14 protein-coding genes are annotated in these 17,212 nt (G+C 50.6%); 9 read left to right on the top strand and 5 right to left on the bottom strand.

All coding sequences use genetic code 11. From position 1 onward, the window contains the following. The first annotated feature begins 158 nt into the window (after positions 1–158). A complete protein-coding gene (locus BMY11_RS07265; RefSeq protein ID WP_090574426.1) occupies positions 159–3,164 on the top strand; it encodes an efflux RND transporter permease subunit in 3,006 nt (1,001 codons plus the stop codon). Positions 3,165–3,229: 65 nt separating this feature from the next. On the opposite strand, the gene BMY11_RS07270 is transcribed toward BMY11_RS07265, so the two are convergent. Further along, entirely contained in the window at positions 3,230–4,084 is an 855-nt protein-coding gene (locus BMY11_RS07270) for a phytanoyl-CoA dioxygenase family protein (RefSeq protein WP_177182544.1), read from the bottom strand. A gap of 164 nt (positions 4,085–4,248) precedes the next feature. Between BMY11_RS07270 and BMY11_RS07275 the strand changes: the two genes are divergently transcribed. Then, entirely contained in the window at positions 4,249–5,202 is a 954-nt protein-coding gene (locus BMY11_RS07275) for a helix-turn-helix domain-containing protein (protein WP_177182545.1), read from the top strand. A 51-nt stretch (positions 5,203–5,253) separates the two neighbouring features. Here the strand turns inward: BMY11_RS07275 and BMY11_RS07280 are convergent, their stop codons facing one another. Further along, positions 5,254–5,907 carry a YktB family protein gene (locus tag BMY11_RS07280; protein WP_090573816.1) on the bottom strand — a complete coding sequence of 218 codons (654 nt, stop codon included), beginning with the start codon at positions 5,905–5,907 and terminating at the stop codon, positions 5,254–5,256. 138 nt (positions 5,908–6,045) lie between these two features. Here BMY11_RS07280 and BMY11_RS07285 point away from each other — a divergent pair, with 138 nt between their 5' ends. Together BMY11_RS07285 and BMY11_RS07290 are read left to right on the top strand one after the other, a co-directional pair. Beyond that, on the top strand, positions 6,046–6,267 hold the full coding sequence (locus BMY11_RS07285) for a hypothetical protein (protein WP_090573817.1): 222 nt from the start codon (positions 6,046–6,048) through the stop codon (positions 6,265–6,267). A 122-nt stretch (positions 6,268–6,389) separates the two neighbouring features. Further along, positions 6,390–8,363, top strand: coding sequence for a stalk domain-containing protein (locus BMY11_RS07290; protein WP_090573818.1), 1,974 nt, complete (start codon positions 6,390–6,392; stop codon positions 8,361–8,363). Positions 8,364–8,479: 116 nt separating this feature from the next. On the opposite strand, the gene BMY11_RS07295 is transcribed toward BMY11_RS07290, so the two are convergent. From BMY11_RS07295 to BMY11_RS07305, 3 genes are read right to left on the bottom strand one after another with little or no spacing between them, the layout of a single operon-like run. Further along, positions 8,480–9,562, bottom strand: a complete 1,083-nt coding sequence (locus BMY11_RS07295) for a Gfo/Idh/MocA family protein (RefSeq protein ID WP_090573819.1) — start codon at positions 9,560–9,562, stop codon at positions 8,480–8,482. 34 nt (positions 9,563–9,596) lie between these two features. After that, positions 9,597–10,526, bottom strand: a complete 930-nt coding sequence (locus tag BMY11_RS07300) for an AraC family transcriptional regulator (RefSeq protein WP_090573820.1) — start codon at positions 10,524–10,526, stop codon at positions 9,597–9,599. Between the two features lie 33 nt (positions 10,527–10,559). After that, the gene (locus tag BMY11_RS07305) at positions 10,560–11,552 is read right to left on the bottom strand and encodes a Gfo/Idh/MocA family protein (RefSeq protein WP_090573821.1); all 993 of its coding nucleotides are present in this window, start codon (positions 11,550–11,552) and stop codon (positions 10,560–10,562) included. Positions 11,553–11,794: 242 nt separating this feature from the next. Between BMY11_RS07305 and yidD the strand changes: the two genes are divergently transcribed. The 5 genes from yidD to BMY11_RS07330 all read left to right on the top strand — a co-directional run bounded on the left by yidD (position 11,795) and on the right by BMY11_RS07330 (position 17,203). Continuing rightward, positions 11,795–12,073, top strand: coding sequence for a membrane protein insertion efficiency factor YidD (yidD, locus tag BMY11_RS07310; RefSeq protein WP_090573822.1), 279 nt, complete (start codon positions 11,795–11,797; stop codon positions 12,071–12,073). Positions 12,074–12,456: 383 nt separating this feature from the next. Beyond that, positions 12,457–14,496: a methionine--tRNA ligase gene (metG, locus tag BMY11_RS07315; RefSeq protein WP_090573823.1), complete on the top strand. Its 2,040-nt coding sequence runs from the start codon at positions 12,457–12,459 to the stop codon at positions 14,494–14,496. A 126-nt stretch (positions 14,497–14,622) separates the two neighbouring features. Further along, a complete protein-coding gene (locus tag BMY11_RS07320; protein WP_090573824.1) occupies positions 14,623–15,570 on the top strand; it encodes a metal ABC transporter substrate-binding protein in 948 nt (315 codons plus the stop codon). Positions 15,571–15,586: 16 nt separating this feature from the next. Then, the gene (locus tag BMY11_RS07325) at positions 15,587–16,393 is read left to right on the top strand and encodes a metal ABC transporter ATP-binding protein (RefSeq protein WP_090573825.1); all 807 of its coding nucleotides are present in this window, start codon (positions 15,587–15,589) and stop codon (positions 16,391–16,393) included. Positions 16,394–16,396: 3 nt separating this feature from the next. Next, positions 16,397–17,203 carry a metal ABC transporter permease gene (locus BMY11_RS07330; RefSeq protein WP_090573826.1) on the top strand — a complete coding sequence of 269 codons (807 nt, stop codon included), beginning with the start codon at positions 16,397–16,399 and terminating at the stop codon, positions 17,201–17,203. Positions 17,204–17,212 lie beyond the last annotated feature (9 nt).

The following is a 17,212-nucleotide window of genomic DNA, read 5'->3' on the forward strand; positions in this document are numbered from 1 at the left end:
GTGAGTAATCACTCACTACTTGTCTCAAGACGCATCCGCGCCTCCGTCTTAGGTCGGGGATAAAGACTGGTCTAGAGACGTTTACACATTACTAGCGAATTAGGTATTCTTTAACAAGGAGTTCTGAGGAGAACCATATGAGAGGGGAAAGAACAGCAATGCAATGGATTACCAAATGGGCTTTCAATAACAAAGCCGCAATGAAGCTAGTAGTGCTTATGGCACTCGTAATGGGGGTCATCAGTTATTACCGTCTCCCGATGGAGTTTCTGCCTGAAGCCGACAATCCGATGGTAACAATTGCCGCGATTGGGCCTGGCTATGATGCCAAATCAATGGAGACTGAAGTAACAGCGAAGATTGAAGAGGCTGTGCAATTCGTAAAAGGGAAGAGCCTCATGACTTCGTCATCTGGTAACGGTTTCTCGAAGATCGATCTTTCATTTGACTCAAAAACGAATATGAAGGACGCGAAAGCAGAGGTTGAAGCAGCTGTTCGCTCCGTGCAGCTTCCTGAACGTGTTATGACACCATATGTGGTGCAATTTAACACCTCGATGATTCCGATCTCTTGGGTATCGATCAATCTTGACGGTATCAAAGAAGCAGACCGCGAGAAAGCGGAGAAGGACGTTATCAACGCGTTCAAGAAAGTGGACGGCGCAGGCGACGTATCGCTCGGCGGCAAATCGACACCAAGCATTACAATTACGCCAGACGCGGCTAAGCTCTCAGCCAAAGGCGTACCATTCCAAGCACTTATGGGCGTTCTGCAAAACCGCGGCGTAGCAGCTTCAATCGGTGAGAAAACGATCGATGGCGCTTCCGGTAACATTAACGTAGAAGCTACGATTAACGATCTGGATACACTTCGCAAGCTGCCTGTCGCTGAAGGTATTACACTTGACGATGTAGCTGATGTACAGCCCCAAAATCAACTGGAGAGCATCAGCAGCCTTGATGGCAAGAACGTGCTTATGCTTACTATCTCTAAAACAGCTGATGCCAATGCTGTTAAAGTCGGCGATGGCGTTCAGGATGAAGTAGACCGCCTGAACAAAGAAATGAAGGGCGTCGACATTAAAGTGCTATCGAGCACATCTGAGCAAGTTGTACAATCCGTAAACTCGATGCTTCGTGAAGTATTGATGGGCGCATTGTTCGCCACAATCGTTATCCTGCTGTTCATGCGCAACCTGCGCGCTACACTCGTAACGATCGTATCGATTCCCCTTTCACTAGGTATTACATTGTATTTGCTCCAAATGTCCGGTATTACGCTTAATATCATCACACTTGGCGGTGTTGCCGTTGCAGTAGGCCGTCTCGTCGACGACAGTATCGTCGTTATCGAGAACATTTATCGTCGTCTGCAGAAAGAGCAATTCTCTGTTCAGCTCATTATGGATGCAACCAAAGAAGTGGCAACAGCAATCACTTCTTCGACACTTGTAACGGTAGCCGTATTCCTGCCGATGGGCTTGCTCCGCGGTTCGCTGCAAGCGTTCCTGCTTCCTTTCGCACTGACAGTGACGTACTCGCTTCTGGCATCCTTGCTGGTTGCACTTACAGTCGTGCCGATCTTGAGCGCAGTGCTGCTGCGTAATACGAAGATGAAGGAGCATGAAGGCTCCAAACGTTTCGCAAACTTCCTTGGTTGGAACTTGCAGCACAAATGGGTGCCCCTCTTAGTTGCAGTTCTACTGTTGGGCGGTTCGGTTGGTGCATACATGTCGATGCCGAAAGGCGCAATCGACTCATCGAACGTACAGAATTTGAACATTACACTGGAATATCCAAGCGATACGCCGCATGACAAAGTAATAGAAGAGGGCCGTAATCTTGAGAAATTCATTAGTGCCCGCGATGATATCGACTGGGCGCTGATGCAGAACGGCAACAGCTCAGACGGCGCGAAATACGGTGAAGTTTCTTCGCCGACACTCGTAACTTACTTGGTTGATATGAAAGACGGCGCGGATGCCGATAAGCTCATCAATGACATCAAGGCGCAGCGTCCTTCGTATCCTGGTGCTGACCTGAATGCCGGTGCGATGGATTTCGCAGGCGGCAGCAGCTCGACACAAATTTTGGTTGACGTTACAGGTGATGACCTAGACGCTATTGCGAAAGGCGCAGATCAAGTCATTGCAGCCATTAAACCGGTGAAAGACGTCATTAAAGTAAAATCGAACCAAGAACAGAAGAAACCGGTTTATACGTTCCAAATGGATCCACTGAAGTCTAAAGGCGGCGAAGTGGCACAGCAGCTGCAAGGCATGCTGAACCCGATCCCGCTCGGCACTGTAGACATTGATAATCGTGTAACTAGTGTGATTCTGCAGCCTTCGGTTGATCCGAAGACAGAAGCTGATTTGAACAATCTCACAATAATGACCGCACAAGGCCCAGCGCCGGTATCTTCCGTTGCGAAGATTGTGAAGACAGAGCAAGCAAGCGTGTTCTACCACAAAGACGGCAAAGCGTACGTTCGTGTAATGGCTGACGTCGAGCCAAGCCAATTGTCGATCGTCGGCAAAGAGATTACGAAGAAGGTCGGTGAGCTGAAAGCACCGGATGGTGTCAAGTTTACCGTTGGCGGCGCATCGGCAGACCAATCATCTGACTTCGCAGATCTCGGCATCATCATGATGATCGCAATCGGTATCGTATACTTGATCATGGTTGTTACGTTTAAGACTTTGCGTGCACCGCTTGCCATCCTATGCTCGCTGCCACTTGCAGCAATCGGCGCAGTGGTCGGCTTGATCGTATCGAATATCTCGCCTGACTTCACAGCCGTATTCGGCGCATTAATGCTTGTCGGAATTGTCGTAACGAACGCGATCGTACTCATCGACCGCGTGAAACAGAACGAGCAGCACATGACGATCCGCGAAGCGCTGATCGAAGCGGCAACAACGCGTGCTCGTCCGATTCTGATGACGGCAATCGCTACGATCTCCGCGATGCTGCCACTTGTATTCGGCTCCTCCGAGAGCGGAAGCATCGTATCGCAAAGCCTCGCGATCGTCGTAATCGGCGGTCTGGCAGCAGCGACATTGCTCACTTTGCTGATTGTGCCTTGTATCTACGAATTGTTCTTCTTCCGTAAATCGAAGCGCCAACGTAAAGCAGCAGCATCAGCTGTTCACGCAGCATAATTGAACGACAAAGAAGCCTTACGGCATCCTTCTTGAAGAGGGATGACCGTAAGGCTTCTTTGCTTTTAGTAGCTGCCAGCAGGAATGGTGATCCACTTGCCCAGCCATTCATCGCAGCTTGTTTCCAGCTCCGGATTACGCGGGCTTCTTGCGATAAAGCCTTGCCTCATGCCGCTCTCTGTTGCGACAGCCGTCGCTTCGTAGCGGATGTCCATCGACCAGCGAACGGCGTCTGAGCGATTCGGCAGAGCGCGGTGGGGAAGCAGCTGCGTAAAGCAGAGCACGTCACCAGGATCCATCTCGAGAGAAATGCCGATCAAGTTATTCGCATCTTCACGCTTCAAGCCGAGAAAATCGGTCTCTTGATCGATCTCGCCGTCCAGCAGCGTGTTGTCGAAGAAGCCAGGAGCCACTTGAAGGCAGCTGTTATGCTCGGTGACGCGTTGCAACGGCATCCACATCGACACGACGTGCGTATGCTCGGCATCGCGGTAATACTGAGCATCTTGATGCCAAGGTGTATCTGTCCATTTCTGGTCGGGCAGCTTAGGTCTCGCATTGAATATGCCGTGCACGGAGATATCCTCCGTCGCCAGCAGCTGACTGGCGATATCGACGAGCGCAGGCTCCTTCAGAAATTGATACATCGGCTCGCCAATGAGATCGCGGCGTGGACTGCGGCCATATTTCGGCTTTCCGGCAGCATGCCATAGCTCTACGAGGCGATGTTGAAAGTCGAGGTCATAACGCTTGTCAGTTATGAGCTTCTGGTCGTACCACGCGTCGACAAGCTCGTCGACCCATTTGCTAATGATCTGCGTAGCACGATCGAGCGCCTGCTGCGGTACAATCTGTCGCAAGACAACGTAATGGTGCTGCTTGTAGAACGCGAATTGCTCATCGGTCAGACGCACTTGCATGAGAGCTTCTCCCCTTCGCCTTGCTTGATACATTGATTGTATCGTGGGGGTAAAAGAAGCTGCTATAGCGAAAACACTTTGCGATTTGACCATTTGTCGTTACTATGAGTGTAGAAGTCAACAATATCGGCAAAAGAGTTGATCAAAACGAAGGAGTGAGCATAATGGAGCTAATTACTCCGTTTCACTTTCATTCGATGCGCAGCCTGACCGCATTGTATAACTGCCACTTTCGGGAAGTAGAGGCAGGCTGGTCCTATCAGCTTCACGAGCATAGCGGCTATGAGCTGCTGCACTGCGCATACGGTCAAATGGGCGAATGGATCCATGGAGAGTCTGTCGTGCTCCATCCGGGAGATTGGCTGTTCATCGGTCCAGGGGTGAAGCATAGCACCATTAACGAGTCCTCGCAGCCATTTGCGTATTTCTCCGTCCATTTCGGCATAGATGACGCGGAGCTGACGAATGCGCTGAAGGAGCTGCATTTTGCCCATTTGTCCTGTCGAGAAGAGCGGCTTCAACACATGTTTGCGGAATTGCTCGATCAGATGCGTGCGAACAGTGCTATCGAGACTGAAGGGTTAAGCGGTCTCGTTACGATTGACAGACTTCCACCGGTCGTACGGCAAACTTTTATGCTGACGGTGCAGCAGCTCGTCATCAACGCGGTCGGCTTGGTGCTGGCTGAAGACCGTGACACTCAGCATGCCCAGCAGCAGCCCGGCCGTAAGAAGCTGAATGCCGCAGAGGTGAAGCTGGCGCATGGCATCCAGCAGAAGCTGCTCGAAGCGGTGTACACATCGGCGACGATTAATGAGATCGCTCAGCAGTACTTCATTAGCCGCAGCCATTGTAATGAGGTGTTCAAGAAAGTATATGGTATCGCGCCAAAACATTACTTAAGTATCATGAAGCAGCGCGCTGCGGAAGAATTGTTGCTTCACTCGGGCGCATCGGCTGGCGAAATCGCCGAGAAGCTAGGCTTCACGTCATTAAGCAGCTTCAGCCGGCAATTTCGCCGCTGGACGACGATATCTCCGCTACAGTTTCGGAGCGACAGAGACCGTCATCGTCATCACGATCGGCTGTATAAGAAAGGGCTGCCCCTGTCGACGTAATCGTCGGCTCGGGGCAGCCCATTTGCATGAGGTAGCTGTGATTGGTTTGTCTTAGAAAGACATTTTGTAGAGCGGAAGTACAGTTTGGAACGTTTCTTTCACTTTCAAGACGAATGACTCTCCGTCCTTCAGAAGCGGATCGTTCCTGTCGATAATAATTCCGCAGAGCGCCTCGGACGCTTTCACCGAGCGGAGCCGCTGTAGCAGCTGCGCAAGCCCTTCACGGCCGAGCTCGCCTTGCGTATCGCCGCCTGGAACCATATGATTGCCAGACCAAACATAGCCAGCAGGAATATGCTTCATAATGTCATCCATCTGAGCGAGCGCATGATCAGCGAACACCGTTTTATTGTCTGATTCATAAATAATGGCGAATTGAACGAACAGATGCGAGCCAAATAGGCCGATTTGAAAATGTGGGAACATCTTGTAGCCGCGCTTGCCTGGCGCGTACGCGATCCACGTATCGTTCGGCGGATTAATCGTTCTGCGCGCGTGTTTAGCAACATGCGGGAACATCGGCTCGCCGCACAATTCTGTCAGCCAAGGCGACAGCAGCTCGCCGAGCTCGTTCAGCTTGGGACGAATCCGTTCAATTAATACCGTCATCCGCGCTTCGAGGCCAGGGACGGCAAATACATCAAAGTCATCCGCTGTAAAACCGGTAAATGTGCGGATCTGTTCTGTAGTAGCTTGTGTCGTCATCGTACGATTGTCATTCCTTTCGGGCGTTCAAGACAAACCTTCATTTGCCCCATTATAGCACATGTTTGCAATCCGCCGCTGATTCCGTTACAGTCATCTCTAGTAACTAAGGAAGCGGATGTTAGGAGAGGTTCAACAATGATGTGGCAGCAATTATGGTTTCTTACGAATATGGTTTTTGTTACACTCGCAATCGTTTTTTTATTTATTCATCGTTCCGTCACGCAAGCGCGTAATGAGAATGACGCTCTGAAGGTGTCACGAATGCGCAAAGCCCGCGCGGTTATTGGAATTTTCACCGTTATTGCGTTTGTGGTAATGGCGTCATTTTTCCTTGTGAATATGCGAGTTAACGGTTAAATAACCATCGATCAGATGTGTCTAATACGTGTCTCTTTGACTTTTTTCGCAACTTTTTCAGCGGCAACCGCGTTTAATTGTGACATACAACGCTGAAACAGTGGAGGAAAAGGAGACGCATAATGAAATATTTGAAGTGGTTGTTGGTTCTATCAATCTTGCTTATGCCTTTTGTTTATGCTTCCGGTGGAACAGCGTCAGCGCTTGATTATTCGGATAAGCTTACGCTGACAATTGGTAGCAAGAATATGAAGCATAATAGCTCATATACGAAATCGGCACAGCCGGTTACGGCGATTATTGGAGTTTCGTTTATCCCGTTCGCCTCCGTAGCCGCCGAATATGGTTACAAAATCTCGTATAACGCGCAGACGAAAGAGTCGATTGCAATAGGTCCGCTGCATACGTTGAAATTCAAGATGAACAGTGCAGTAGCGAATGTAGACGGTTATAATGTGAAGCTGACAGGGGCTCCATATATCTTGAACGGTTCTCTCATGGTGCCGCTTCGTTCATGGGGGAATGTGACTGATAGCGTAATTTCGGTTGTGGGAAAGACCATTATACTTTCGTGGAATACAGTCATCCTGCCGCAGCAGCCGAAAGCGAACTTCGAAGTGCAGCCTGCTGAAATCTATGCGGGTCAAACGAATGTCACCTATGTGGATCGTTCGTACAATCCGGCGGATGCGCCGTTCGTCGATGAACGCTGGGATGGCCGAATGGATGTGTTCCCTGAACCAGGCACGTATACCATTACAAGACAGGTTGAAGATATTAATGGCATCTGGAGTGATCCGTACTCCGTTACAATTACCGTTAAACCTGGAAACCAACCGCCTGTAGCGGATTTTACGACAGAGAAGGCGACGTACAGAATTGGTGAGGATGTCCTCTACACCGATTTGAGCACCGATGATGAGAATGCGATCGTTCGCCGGACATGGACGGGGAATGCCAAAGTTTACTTCGAGCCAGGCGATAAGCAGGTTACGCTTGAGGTTGTAGACCGTCATGGCTTGGTACATTCGGTAACGAAGACGGTTACGGTAACGAGTGAAGTGCTCTATACGAAGGACGAGTACTACAAGCTGTTCACGCCGATAGGCGAGAAGTTTCCAATTGACAGTGGCTCCGTGCTCAAAATGCCTTCATTGCCATACACCTTCCACTCGGAACAATCTCAGATGGTCCGCAGCAACAGCCCAGAAGCGCTGATCCAAGAAGGTATTGTGTATGAGACGCAGCTGACTGGGCAAGTGCGCTTCTTGTTCCATAACGTGAACCATATGGGTTATCCGGTCAAAATGTATCTGCTCGCGACGAACAATAGTCGTGTGCCTGTCAATCTGAGCACGAGCTCGATCGGGGTGGGCGGACCTGACCCGTTTGTGGAGAATACAGCGAAGATGTCGACTATCCGTTATCTTCAATCTCTCATTACTAATCCGTCTCCACGTTGGATGACGATTAAGCCGGGAGAGACGAAGGAAGTTCTACCTGAGCTGTCCAAAATTCCATTGAAGCCGCTCAATGTTCTTACGACTTATGCGGACCTTTTTGCGGATCAGGAGCTTCAGTTCAAAATCGTCGTTGTCGCATCGAATAAGAATGTGTTTGCAGAGCTGCCGAATTTGACACAAATGCCTCGTGACGGCAAACATGTTCGCGGTACGTTCAATAAGGCTGACCGTACGATCGAAATGTCAGATATTCTGGGCAATACAGCCGAGTATATCAAGCTTGGCGATAAGACAATGGATACGTATTTGGATGGAATTGACGATACGACAGGCAATCTGGAATACAACATCGGTAATTTCGGCGTGCTCTATCGGCTGAGCCTGCCGCATGTTGCGCCGCATACTCTAATTGCGCTTAATGCGCGTGGCGGCTATTACACAGGTGCCTTTATGGTTAACGGCCAGGTTATTCCTGTTACAAACTCCAGCATACTGAAAGATAATAAGGAAGCGGCGGTGTTGTATCGAACTGGCGATAGCGAGGAATCGGTTGAGATCGTGTTCACTTTGTCAGCTGGAAGCAATCTTCCGCTCGCCATGATGTTCCTACCGCTGCCTTCGGCACGTTGGTAATAAACGTCGCAAGCATGATTGAATAAGAAAAAGGCCTTCATCGCAGTTCTGCTCTGCTCGATTAGCTCGGGCAGAACTGCTGATGAAGGCCTTTTCGATATGATTGCAGCGATCAATTAGTAAGGCAGCTTGATCTCAACTTCGCGGCGTTGTTCCGCCGAGCGGAGAACACCGTCAATGATTGCTTGCTGAATCAAGATTTGCTCACCTGGGATTGGTGCTGGACGTCCTTCGCGAACGGCATCGACGAAGTCGCGCACTTTCTCGAAGAATAGATCCTTATTATGTTCGATGCCTGGAACCGGTGTAGAAGTCTGCTGACCCATGAAGTCATGGAAGAGTGTTATGTCGCCGACTTTGCCGTCCCATACGCCTGACCAGTTGCCTGTGCCGTAAGGATTCACTTTCAGGCCGCCTTCAGAGCCAAGGAACATTGTCGAACCGAGTGTATCCATATGCATCGCCCAAGAAATCTTGAACTGAAGCACGAGATCATTCTCGAAACGAACGAGCGCTACGCCGAAGTCTTCTACTTCGAACTGGCTTGCTTGAGAATGATGAATCGGATTTGTGCCGAAATGGTTGCTCGTGAACGCGGACACTGTAAGCGGGCGAGGATAGCCGAGTGCATTGAGTGCCATGTCGAGCGAGTAGCAGCCGATATCAGCCATTGCGCCGGCACCAGCAAGCGCTTTACTAATGAATGTACCGCCAGGCATACCGCGTCTGCGGCCGCCGCCAGTTTCAACATAGTACACTTTGCCGAGCTTGCCGGATTGAACGATGTCCCCAACAAGCTTCATGTTCGGGTCATAGCGCGGTTGGAAGCCGATTGTGAGCATTTTGCCTGATTCCTTGGAAGCTTGCACCATGTCAACTGCTTCATCAAGAGTAACGGACATTGGCTTCTCCAGAAGGACCGCCTTGCCCGCACGGAGCGCATCTACAGTTGTTACATGATGGGACACGTTCGGCGTACAGATGCTGACACCATCGAGATCAAGCTCCAACATCGCACGATGGCTGTCAAATGCTTGTGCATCTGTCAATGAAAGCGATTCCACGAATTGCTGTGCTTTGCCAGGTATAACGTCTGCCACTGCTACAATTTCAACGTCTGCGATCTGTTTGTACTGACGAATATGCGCATGGGCGATACCGCCGCTGCCGATAATACCGATTCGAATAGGCTTAGCCAATTTGAGTCATCTCCTCTTTAATTGTCAACGTAGTCTAAGACGTTTGCTGGATGCGGAACTGCCTAGGTGTCATGTTGAATCTTTTCTTGAACACATAGTACAAATAATTGCTGCTGGCAAAACCATGCTCTAGCGCAATATGCTCAATCGAATGCTGGCCTTCTATAATGGCGGAGCACACTTGCGACAAGCGGTAATTCTCTAGATAAGCGCTAAACGATTCCTCGCCTTGCTCGCGGAATATCCGCTGCAGCTGACGGGCACTGATCGGAATTCGTTCGGCAACTTCCTGAAGCGTTAGCGGCTGTGCGTAGTTATCGTGAATGAATTGCGTCGCAATCCGAAACCGATGCTCGTTCATATTGCGGGACGGCGGTTCGAAAGTGAGGCTAGGCTCAGAAGACATGCGTGAAGCGCGCAACAAGATTTGAATAATGGCTTGCTTGATTGTCGAGAATGCCCCTGGTTGCCCCTCGTTCCAAGCGCGATAGGCGGTGAGAAACCACGACATCGCATTATACTGATCGACATGCGGACGTAGCGGCAAACCACTCAGCGCATTCATGCAGCTCTCCGCTTCATGACGCTCCCACGGGTCGCCCCAGGCTGCTTCTTCCTCGCTTTCTTTAATCGGTACGATATCAATATGGAGACAGAGCTCATCCATCGCTTCCCGCGAGTCCGCTTCCTGCTGATGCAGGACGTTCGGTCCCGTCAAGTAGAAGAGACCCTCGTGTAGTGGATAGACGGTATCCTCCATAATGACTGTTCCCTTGCCCCGAGGAATAAAATGAAACTCGTATTCCGAGTGCTTGTGAAACCGTACGATCTTTCCAGGAGGGAAGGTGGCGAGGTGGCAGCGCAATACGCGAAAGCCATAGCCGCCCCAGCGGAACTGGATATCGAGCCTGTCGATCGCGTCGCCGCGTTCAGCCATCAACGAGTAAGCAAACGGTTTAGCCATGCATGTACCACCTCTCCTTCTTCAAAAGATGAATTAGTTCTTCAGATCTGCAATTGTAACTTCGCGGCGCTCTTTGTTCGAGATGTTCGCTGCTTCCATCAGCTTCGTAAGGTCAGCTGCAAGGCCAACATTCTCAGTCGCTTCCGTGTTGTTCAAGATGTGGCCAACGAATTGGTTGAAGGCGATTTCGCGGTTGTCCGGTTTCTCGATCTTAACCCATTCGTTCCCTTTCAAGTGGCTGCTGCGAACAAGCACTTCATCGGATTCGAAGCCGTAGATCATTGTGCCTTCTGTGCCGTGTACTTCGAAGCAGAACGGCGAGTTAGGGTTCACGAAGCCAGCTTCTACAACGCCAAATGCGCCATTTTCGTAACGAAGCGTAGCTACTGCGTTATCTTCAACATCCTTGCCTGTTACATAGCCGTAAATCGCGTTCAGGCTTTGTGGCATGCCAAGGAACAGACGAGTGAGGTACATTGGGTGGCAACCAAGGTCGATCAGTGCGCCGCCGCCGCATAGCTCCAGGTTGTAGAAGTGCTCTGGCAACCAGCCAGCAGTTGCGCCGTTGTGCGACAGGCGAACGCGTGCTTGTGTCAATTGGCCGAGGTAGCCTTTAGCCAATACTTCTTGTGCAGCAAGTGTATAGTTATCATTGAGGCGCGGCAGGGATACAGTGAACTTCACGCCTGCTTCTTTAACAGCGGCAAGAATCTCGTTAACTTCTGCGTTGGTTGGCGCTACAACCTTCTCAGTGAAGATGTGTTTGCCAGCGCGAGCAGCCTTTACCATAACATCACGGTGCATATTAGTTGGTGTGTCAACAACAACTGCATCGATGTCCGTGCGAGCGAGCAGCTCGTCAAGGTCTGCGATGAAAGGAACGCCAAGCTTCTCTGCATCAGCTTGACCGCGGGAAGGGATCTCGTCCCATACGGCTACGATTTCTGTGTTTGGATTGGCTTGTACGTTACGAGTGTAGTCCCAGGCATGAACATGCCAATAGCTAAGCATTGCTACGCGAATCATTAATGTATTCCTCCTAGAGTGGGGGTTTTTCTGTGACCTATGTCGCGTGATCACAGTTTTTTCTTCTCTAATTATGCGACATGTCCATACCGTAACACAATAGAAAACGCTTAATAATCCATTTCCGTGACAAAAAAACTGCAAAATAGCGACAAAATGCTTGTCGCGTGTTCATAGTCAGCTCTTATGAATTGGCGTTATGCCGAATTTTCGACTATAGTTAAGGAAGGAGGTGGTCCGTTATGCGTCGTGTCATTAGTGCGCCGATACATGCTTATCGCAGGTTTATATCGCCGCTCAAGCCGCCGACGTGCCGGTTCTATCCCACCTGCTCGGCGTACGCGCTCGAAGCGATCGACAAGCATGGGCCGCTTCGGGGCAGCTGGCTTGCCGTCAGACGGATCTGCCGTTGTCATCCTCTTCATCCCGGAGGGATTGATTATGTCCCGCCTACACGTGAGGAAATGCAGCAACGACGGGCGTCTGCCGCCCTTGACAGTGCTGCGGAGGATTCGGTATAGTTGATCGTAAGAGAATCATTACCAATATCATCATTCGATGAACGGATAAGTACAGAGGAAATGGCCTTACCAGAGAGCCGGGGGAGCTGGAAACCGGCAAGGCGCAGCTTTTGGAAAATGGTCCTGGAGAATTCGTGCTCGAGCATTCAGTTGTTCAAAGGCTGATGCAAGGGTGCGGCGGCTGACCTCGTTAATGGTCGTAACGTTCATCCGTATATTCGGATGGACCTAATGAAGCTTTCTTGAGACGCTTACCTATTTAATGGTTCGCTGCTCTCGGGAGAGGAAATTGGGTGGTACCGCGTAAGCGACAAGCTTTCGTCCCATATGAGGATGAGGCTTTTTTTGTTTTTTTACAGAGAAATAATAAGGAGAAATGACCAATGAGCGAGAAAAAACCAACCTTTTATATTACGACGCCGATCTATTATCCAAGCGATAAGCTCCATATCGGCCATGCGTATACGACAGTTGCCGGTGATGCAATGGCGCGTTACAAGCGTCTGCGCGGCTATGATGTATGGTATTTGACTGGTACCGATGAGCACGGTCAGAAGATCGAGCGCAAGGCGCAAGAGAAAGGGCAAACGCCGCAGCAATTCGTTGACGATATCGTTGACGGAATCAAGGAGCTGTGGAAGAAACTCGATATTTCGAACGATGATTTCATCCGCACGACGGAGCCCCGCCATAAAGAAGTCGTTGAGCAAATCTTCGACCAGCTGCTTCAGCAAGGGGACATCTATAAAGGAAACTACGAGGGCTTGTACTGTACGCCTTGTGAATCGTTCTTCCTGGAGCGCCAGCTCGTGAACGGCAACTGTCCGGATTGTGGTCGCCAAGTTGAGCTGGTGAAGGAAGAGAGCTACTTCTTCCGGATGAGTAAATATGCTGATCGCCTGTTGCAGTTCTACGAAGAGAACCCGGAGTTTATCCAGCCGGAATCCCGCAAGAACGAGATGATCAACAACTTCATCAAGCCGGGTCTTGAGGATCTTGCTGTTTCCCGTACGACGTTCGATTGGGGCGTGAAGGTAAAGGGAGATCCGAAGCATGTGGTATATGTATGGATCGACGCGTTGTCGAATTACATTACAGCGCTTGGCTACGGTTCGAGCGATTCGAGCAAATACGATCAATTCTGGCCAGCTGACGTTCATCTGGTCGGCAAAGAAATTGTCCGCTTCCATACGATCTACTGGCCGATCATGTTGATGGCGCTTGATCTGCCGCTGCCGAAGAAAGTATTCGCGCATGGCTGGCTGCTCATGAAGGATGGCAAGATGTCCAAGTCGAAGGGCAACGTTGTTGATCCCGTTACGCTGATCGACCGTTACGGACTCGATGCACTGCGCTATTACTTGCTTCGCGAGGTGCCATTCGGCGCAGACGGCACGTTCACGCCTGAGAACTTCGTAGAGCGGATCAACTTCGATCTGGCGAACGACCTCGGCAACCTGTTGAACCGTACCGTTGCAATGATCGACAAGTATTTCGGCGGAGACATTCCGGCGTATGACGGCAATGTCACGCCGTTCGACGAGACGTTGTCAACGCTGGCAACAAGCACTATCGAGCAAGTGGAAGCGGCGATGGAGAAGATGGAATTCTCCGTAGCGCTCACTGGCATCTGGCAGCTTGTAAGCCGCACGAACAAATATATTGATGAGACGCAGCCTTGGACGCTTGCGAAGAGCGAAGAGAAACGCGGCGAGCTTGCTTCCGTTATGCACCATCTGGCAGAATCGCTTCGCATCATCTCCATTCTGCTGCAGCCATTCTTAACAAATGCGCCGCTGAAGATCCGGAAGCAGCTTGGCATAGAAGAAGGCGCGCTAACAGCTTGGGAGAGCACGAAGCAGTTCGGCCAGCTGCCTGGCGGCACGAAGGTGACGAAGGGCGATCCGATCTTCCCGCGTCTTGACGTCGCGGTAGAGACGGAGTTCATCGCAGTCTCAATGGGCGGCGGCGCAGCGGCTGCGGCTGAAGCGGCAGAGGCTGCAGCACCTGCAGCGGAGCAAGCGGCGGTAGCGCCAGCGGCTAATGCAGCAGCTGCGGCTGTGGATGCTCCTGCAGCTCCAACAGCTCCCGAGTCGAAGGAGGAAATCTCCATCGACGAGTTTATGAAGGTGGAGCTACGCGTAGCGCAAGTGCTAGCGGCGGAGCCGATTCCGAAGGCCGACAAGCTGCTGAAGCTGCAGCTTGACCTCGGCTTTGAGCAGCGCCAAGTCGTTTCCGGCATCGCGAAGTTCTACACGCCGGAGCAGCTTGTCGGACGCAAAGTTATCTGCGTGGTGAACCTCAAGCCAGTGAAGCTGCGCGGCGAAATGTCGCAAGGTATGATCCTTGCCGCATCGCATGGTGATCAACTGACGCTAGCAACTGTGCCTGAAGATATGCCGAATGGCGCAATTGTGAAATAAGCATGAACGTACGCCGCCGGGGCTTAATGCTCCGGCGGTTTCATATTGACACTATATTTTGCAGTCTATATAATCTAATTGTAATGTTTACGATTATGAATATGATAGATAGAGGTGCTAAGGTTCATGTTTATTCAACGTTTCATAGGCAAATTCGTCCTGTCAGCCGCGATGCTGGCTTTTTTCATTCTTATCCTCGCCGGATGCGCGTCTTCCAGCACAGGCAAGCTCATCGAGGGCAAAACGAACGTCGTCACAAGCTTCTATCCGCTGTATTTTCTAGCTCAGCAGATTGGCGGAGAGAGTGCGAATGTCATTAATATGATCCCCGCTGGTGTAGAACCGCATGATTGGAGTCCGAAGAGCCGCGACCTGGATACTGCCGCGAAAGCGCAGCTGTTCTTGTATAACGGAGCGGGGCTTGAAGGCTGGGTTGACGATTTTCTAGAAGGATTGCCTACGGATTCAAAGCTGATTACGGTTGAGGCAAGTGAGGGCATCACGAAGATTTCCGGCAGTCCAGAAGAAGATAATGACGCTACGGATGCGAAGCATGTTGATCCGCACACGTGGGTAAGCCCGAAGTCGATGCTTGTTATGGCGAACACGGTACAGAAGAACTTCGTAAAGGCTGATCCTGCTCATAAAGTTGCTTACACGGCTAACTACGACAAGCTAGAGCAGCGTCTTAAAGAATTAGACCGGGAATATACGGATGCCCTCTCGAAGACGCCACGCAAGGATATCGTAACGTCCCATCAGGCGTTCGGTTATCTCGCAAGGGACTATGGACTGAAGCAAGTGGCTATAATGGGTTTGTCGCCTGATGCAGAGCCGAAAGCGCAAGATTTGCTCCGCATTACGAAGTTCGTGAAGGATAATGGCATCAAATTTATTTTCTTCGAAGAGCTTGTTTCCGATGAACTTGCGAAGACGCTTGCGAATGAAGCTAACGTGAGCACGATGGTGTTGAACCCGCTTGAAGGGTTAACGCCGGAGCAGGAGAAGAAGGGTGAAGACTACTTCTCTCTCATGAAGGCGAATTTGCAAAATCTAGTCCAAGCCTTACAATAGAAAGAAGGAAAAACGGATGCTCCACAAACCTCAGCATGATTCCACTTCCTTGATCTGTCACCGGCCGATCATCGAGCTTGAGAATGTATCATTTGCCTATAATCAGAAGCCGGTCATCAATCACATCAATTTCACGGCGCTGGAGCGGGACTTTGTCGGGTTGATTGGCTCGAACGGTGCAGGTAAAACGACGCTGCTTCGTATGATCGTAGGCTTGCTTGCGCCGACCAGCGGCACGGTTAAGCTTTTCGGCGAACCGATTCAACAATTCCGCAATTGGAATTTGATCGGGTACGTCCCACAGAAAAACTCGTTTAATCCCTTGTTTCCAGCCACCGTTCGCGAGGTAGTCATCTCTGGGCTATTCAGCCGCAACAAGCTGTTCAAGCGCGTGACGAAGGCCGACAGCATCAAGTGCGACGAGGCGCTTCACGCGATGAAGATCGAGGATTTAGCAGGCAAGCGGATCGGTGAATTGTCGGGCGGGCAGCAACAGCGAGCTTTTCTCGCTCGGGCGCTTATCAACAATCCGGCGCTGCTCATTCTCGATGAGCCGACCGTTGGCATCGACAGCGAGACGCAAGAAGGCTTCTTCCATCTCATCAAGCATATGCATCAGCATCATAATATTACGTTTCTGATGGTATCGCATGACATGGAGATGATCCGATCTTACTTAGGTGAGCAGCCGAAGCAGGAAGCCGGCAAAATCAAGTTTTATGTGAAGCACTCGCATGATCTGGAAGATTGCGTGGAGACGAATATATCGCACAGCTTACGAGAGCTGCGCCATACGATGGAGCGAGGGAAAGTAGGCGTATAGAGATTGGATATTATAACGACGGAATTTTTTCAAAGGGCGCTCATAGGCGGCGTTCTGATTGGAATTACGGCTCCGCTCATGGGGCTGTTTCTTGTCTTGCGAAGACTTTCGATGATTGGCGATACGCTTGCGCATGTATCCATTGCAGGCGTGGCGCTTGGCTTCCTGATCGGCGTATATCCGGTCGCGGTTGGCCTCATCTTCGCGCTCGCGGCGACGTTTGCAATAGAGAAGCTGCGTAAGGCGTATAAGTCGTACGCTGAGCTTTCTATCGCTATCATTATGTCAGGCGGCGTTGCGCTTGCTTCGCTTCTGTTCACGATGGGGAAGGGCTTTAACGTGAGCGTAAGCGGTTATTTGTTCGGCAGTATCTATACGCTGGATACAACGGATTTGGTGTTGATCGGGATCGTGACAGTTGTCGTATTGCTATCGGTAGGCTTGCATGCCAAAGAGCTGTTTCTGCTTACGTTCGACGAAGATGCCGCAGCTGTGAGCGGCTTGCCAACACGTTTCTTTAACTTTATGATTAGTGTGCTTACAGCACTTGTTATTAGTGTCTCTATCAAAATCGTAGGTGCGCTCCTTGTGTCCGCGCTGCTTACAATACCTGCCGCATGCAGCCTTGTTATCGCAAGGAGCTTCAGGCAGTCTGTCGTTACTGTTGTCGTCATAGCGGAGCTTGCTGTTGTTGCCGGCCTTTTGGCTGCAGGTGTATGGAACTTGGCGCCAGGCGGAACAATCGTCATGCTCTTAATTGTAATATTACTGCTGCTGCTTTCGGTTCGCCGGAGACTTAGCGCAGGTTGAAAGTGAAGG

The organism is Paenibacillus sp. OV219, from assembly GCF_900110075.1.
GTDB lineage: Bacteria > Bacillota > Bacilli > Paenibacillales > Paenibacillaceae > Paenibacillus_Z.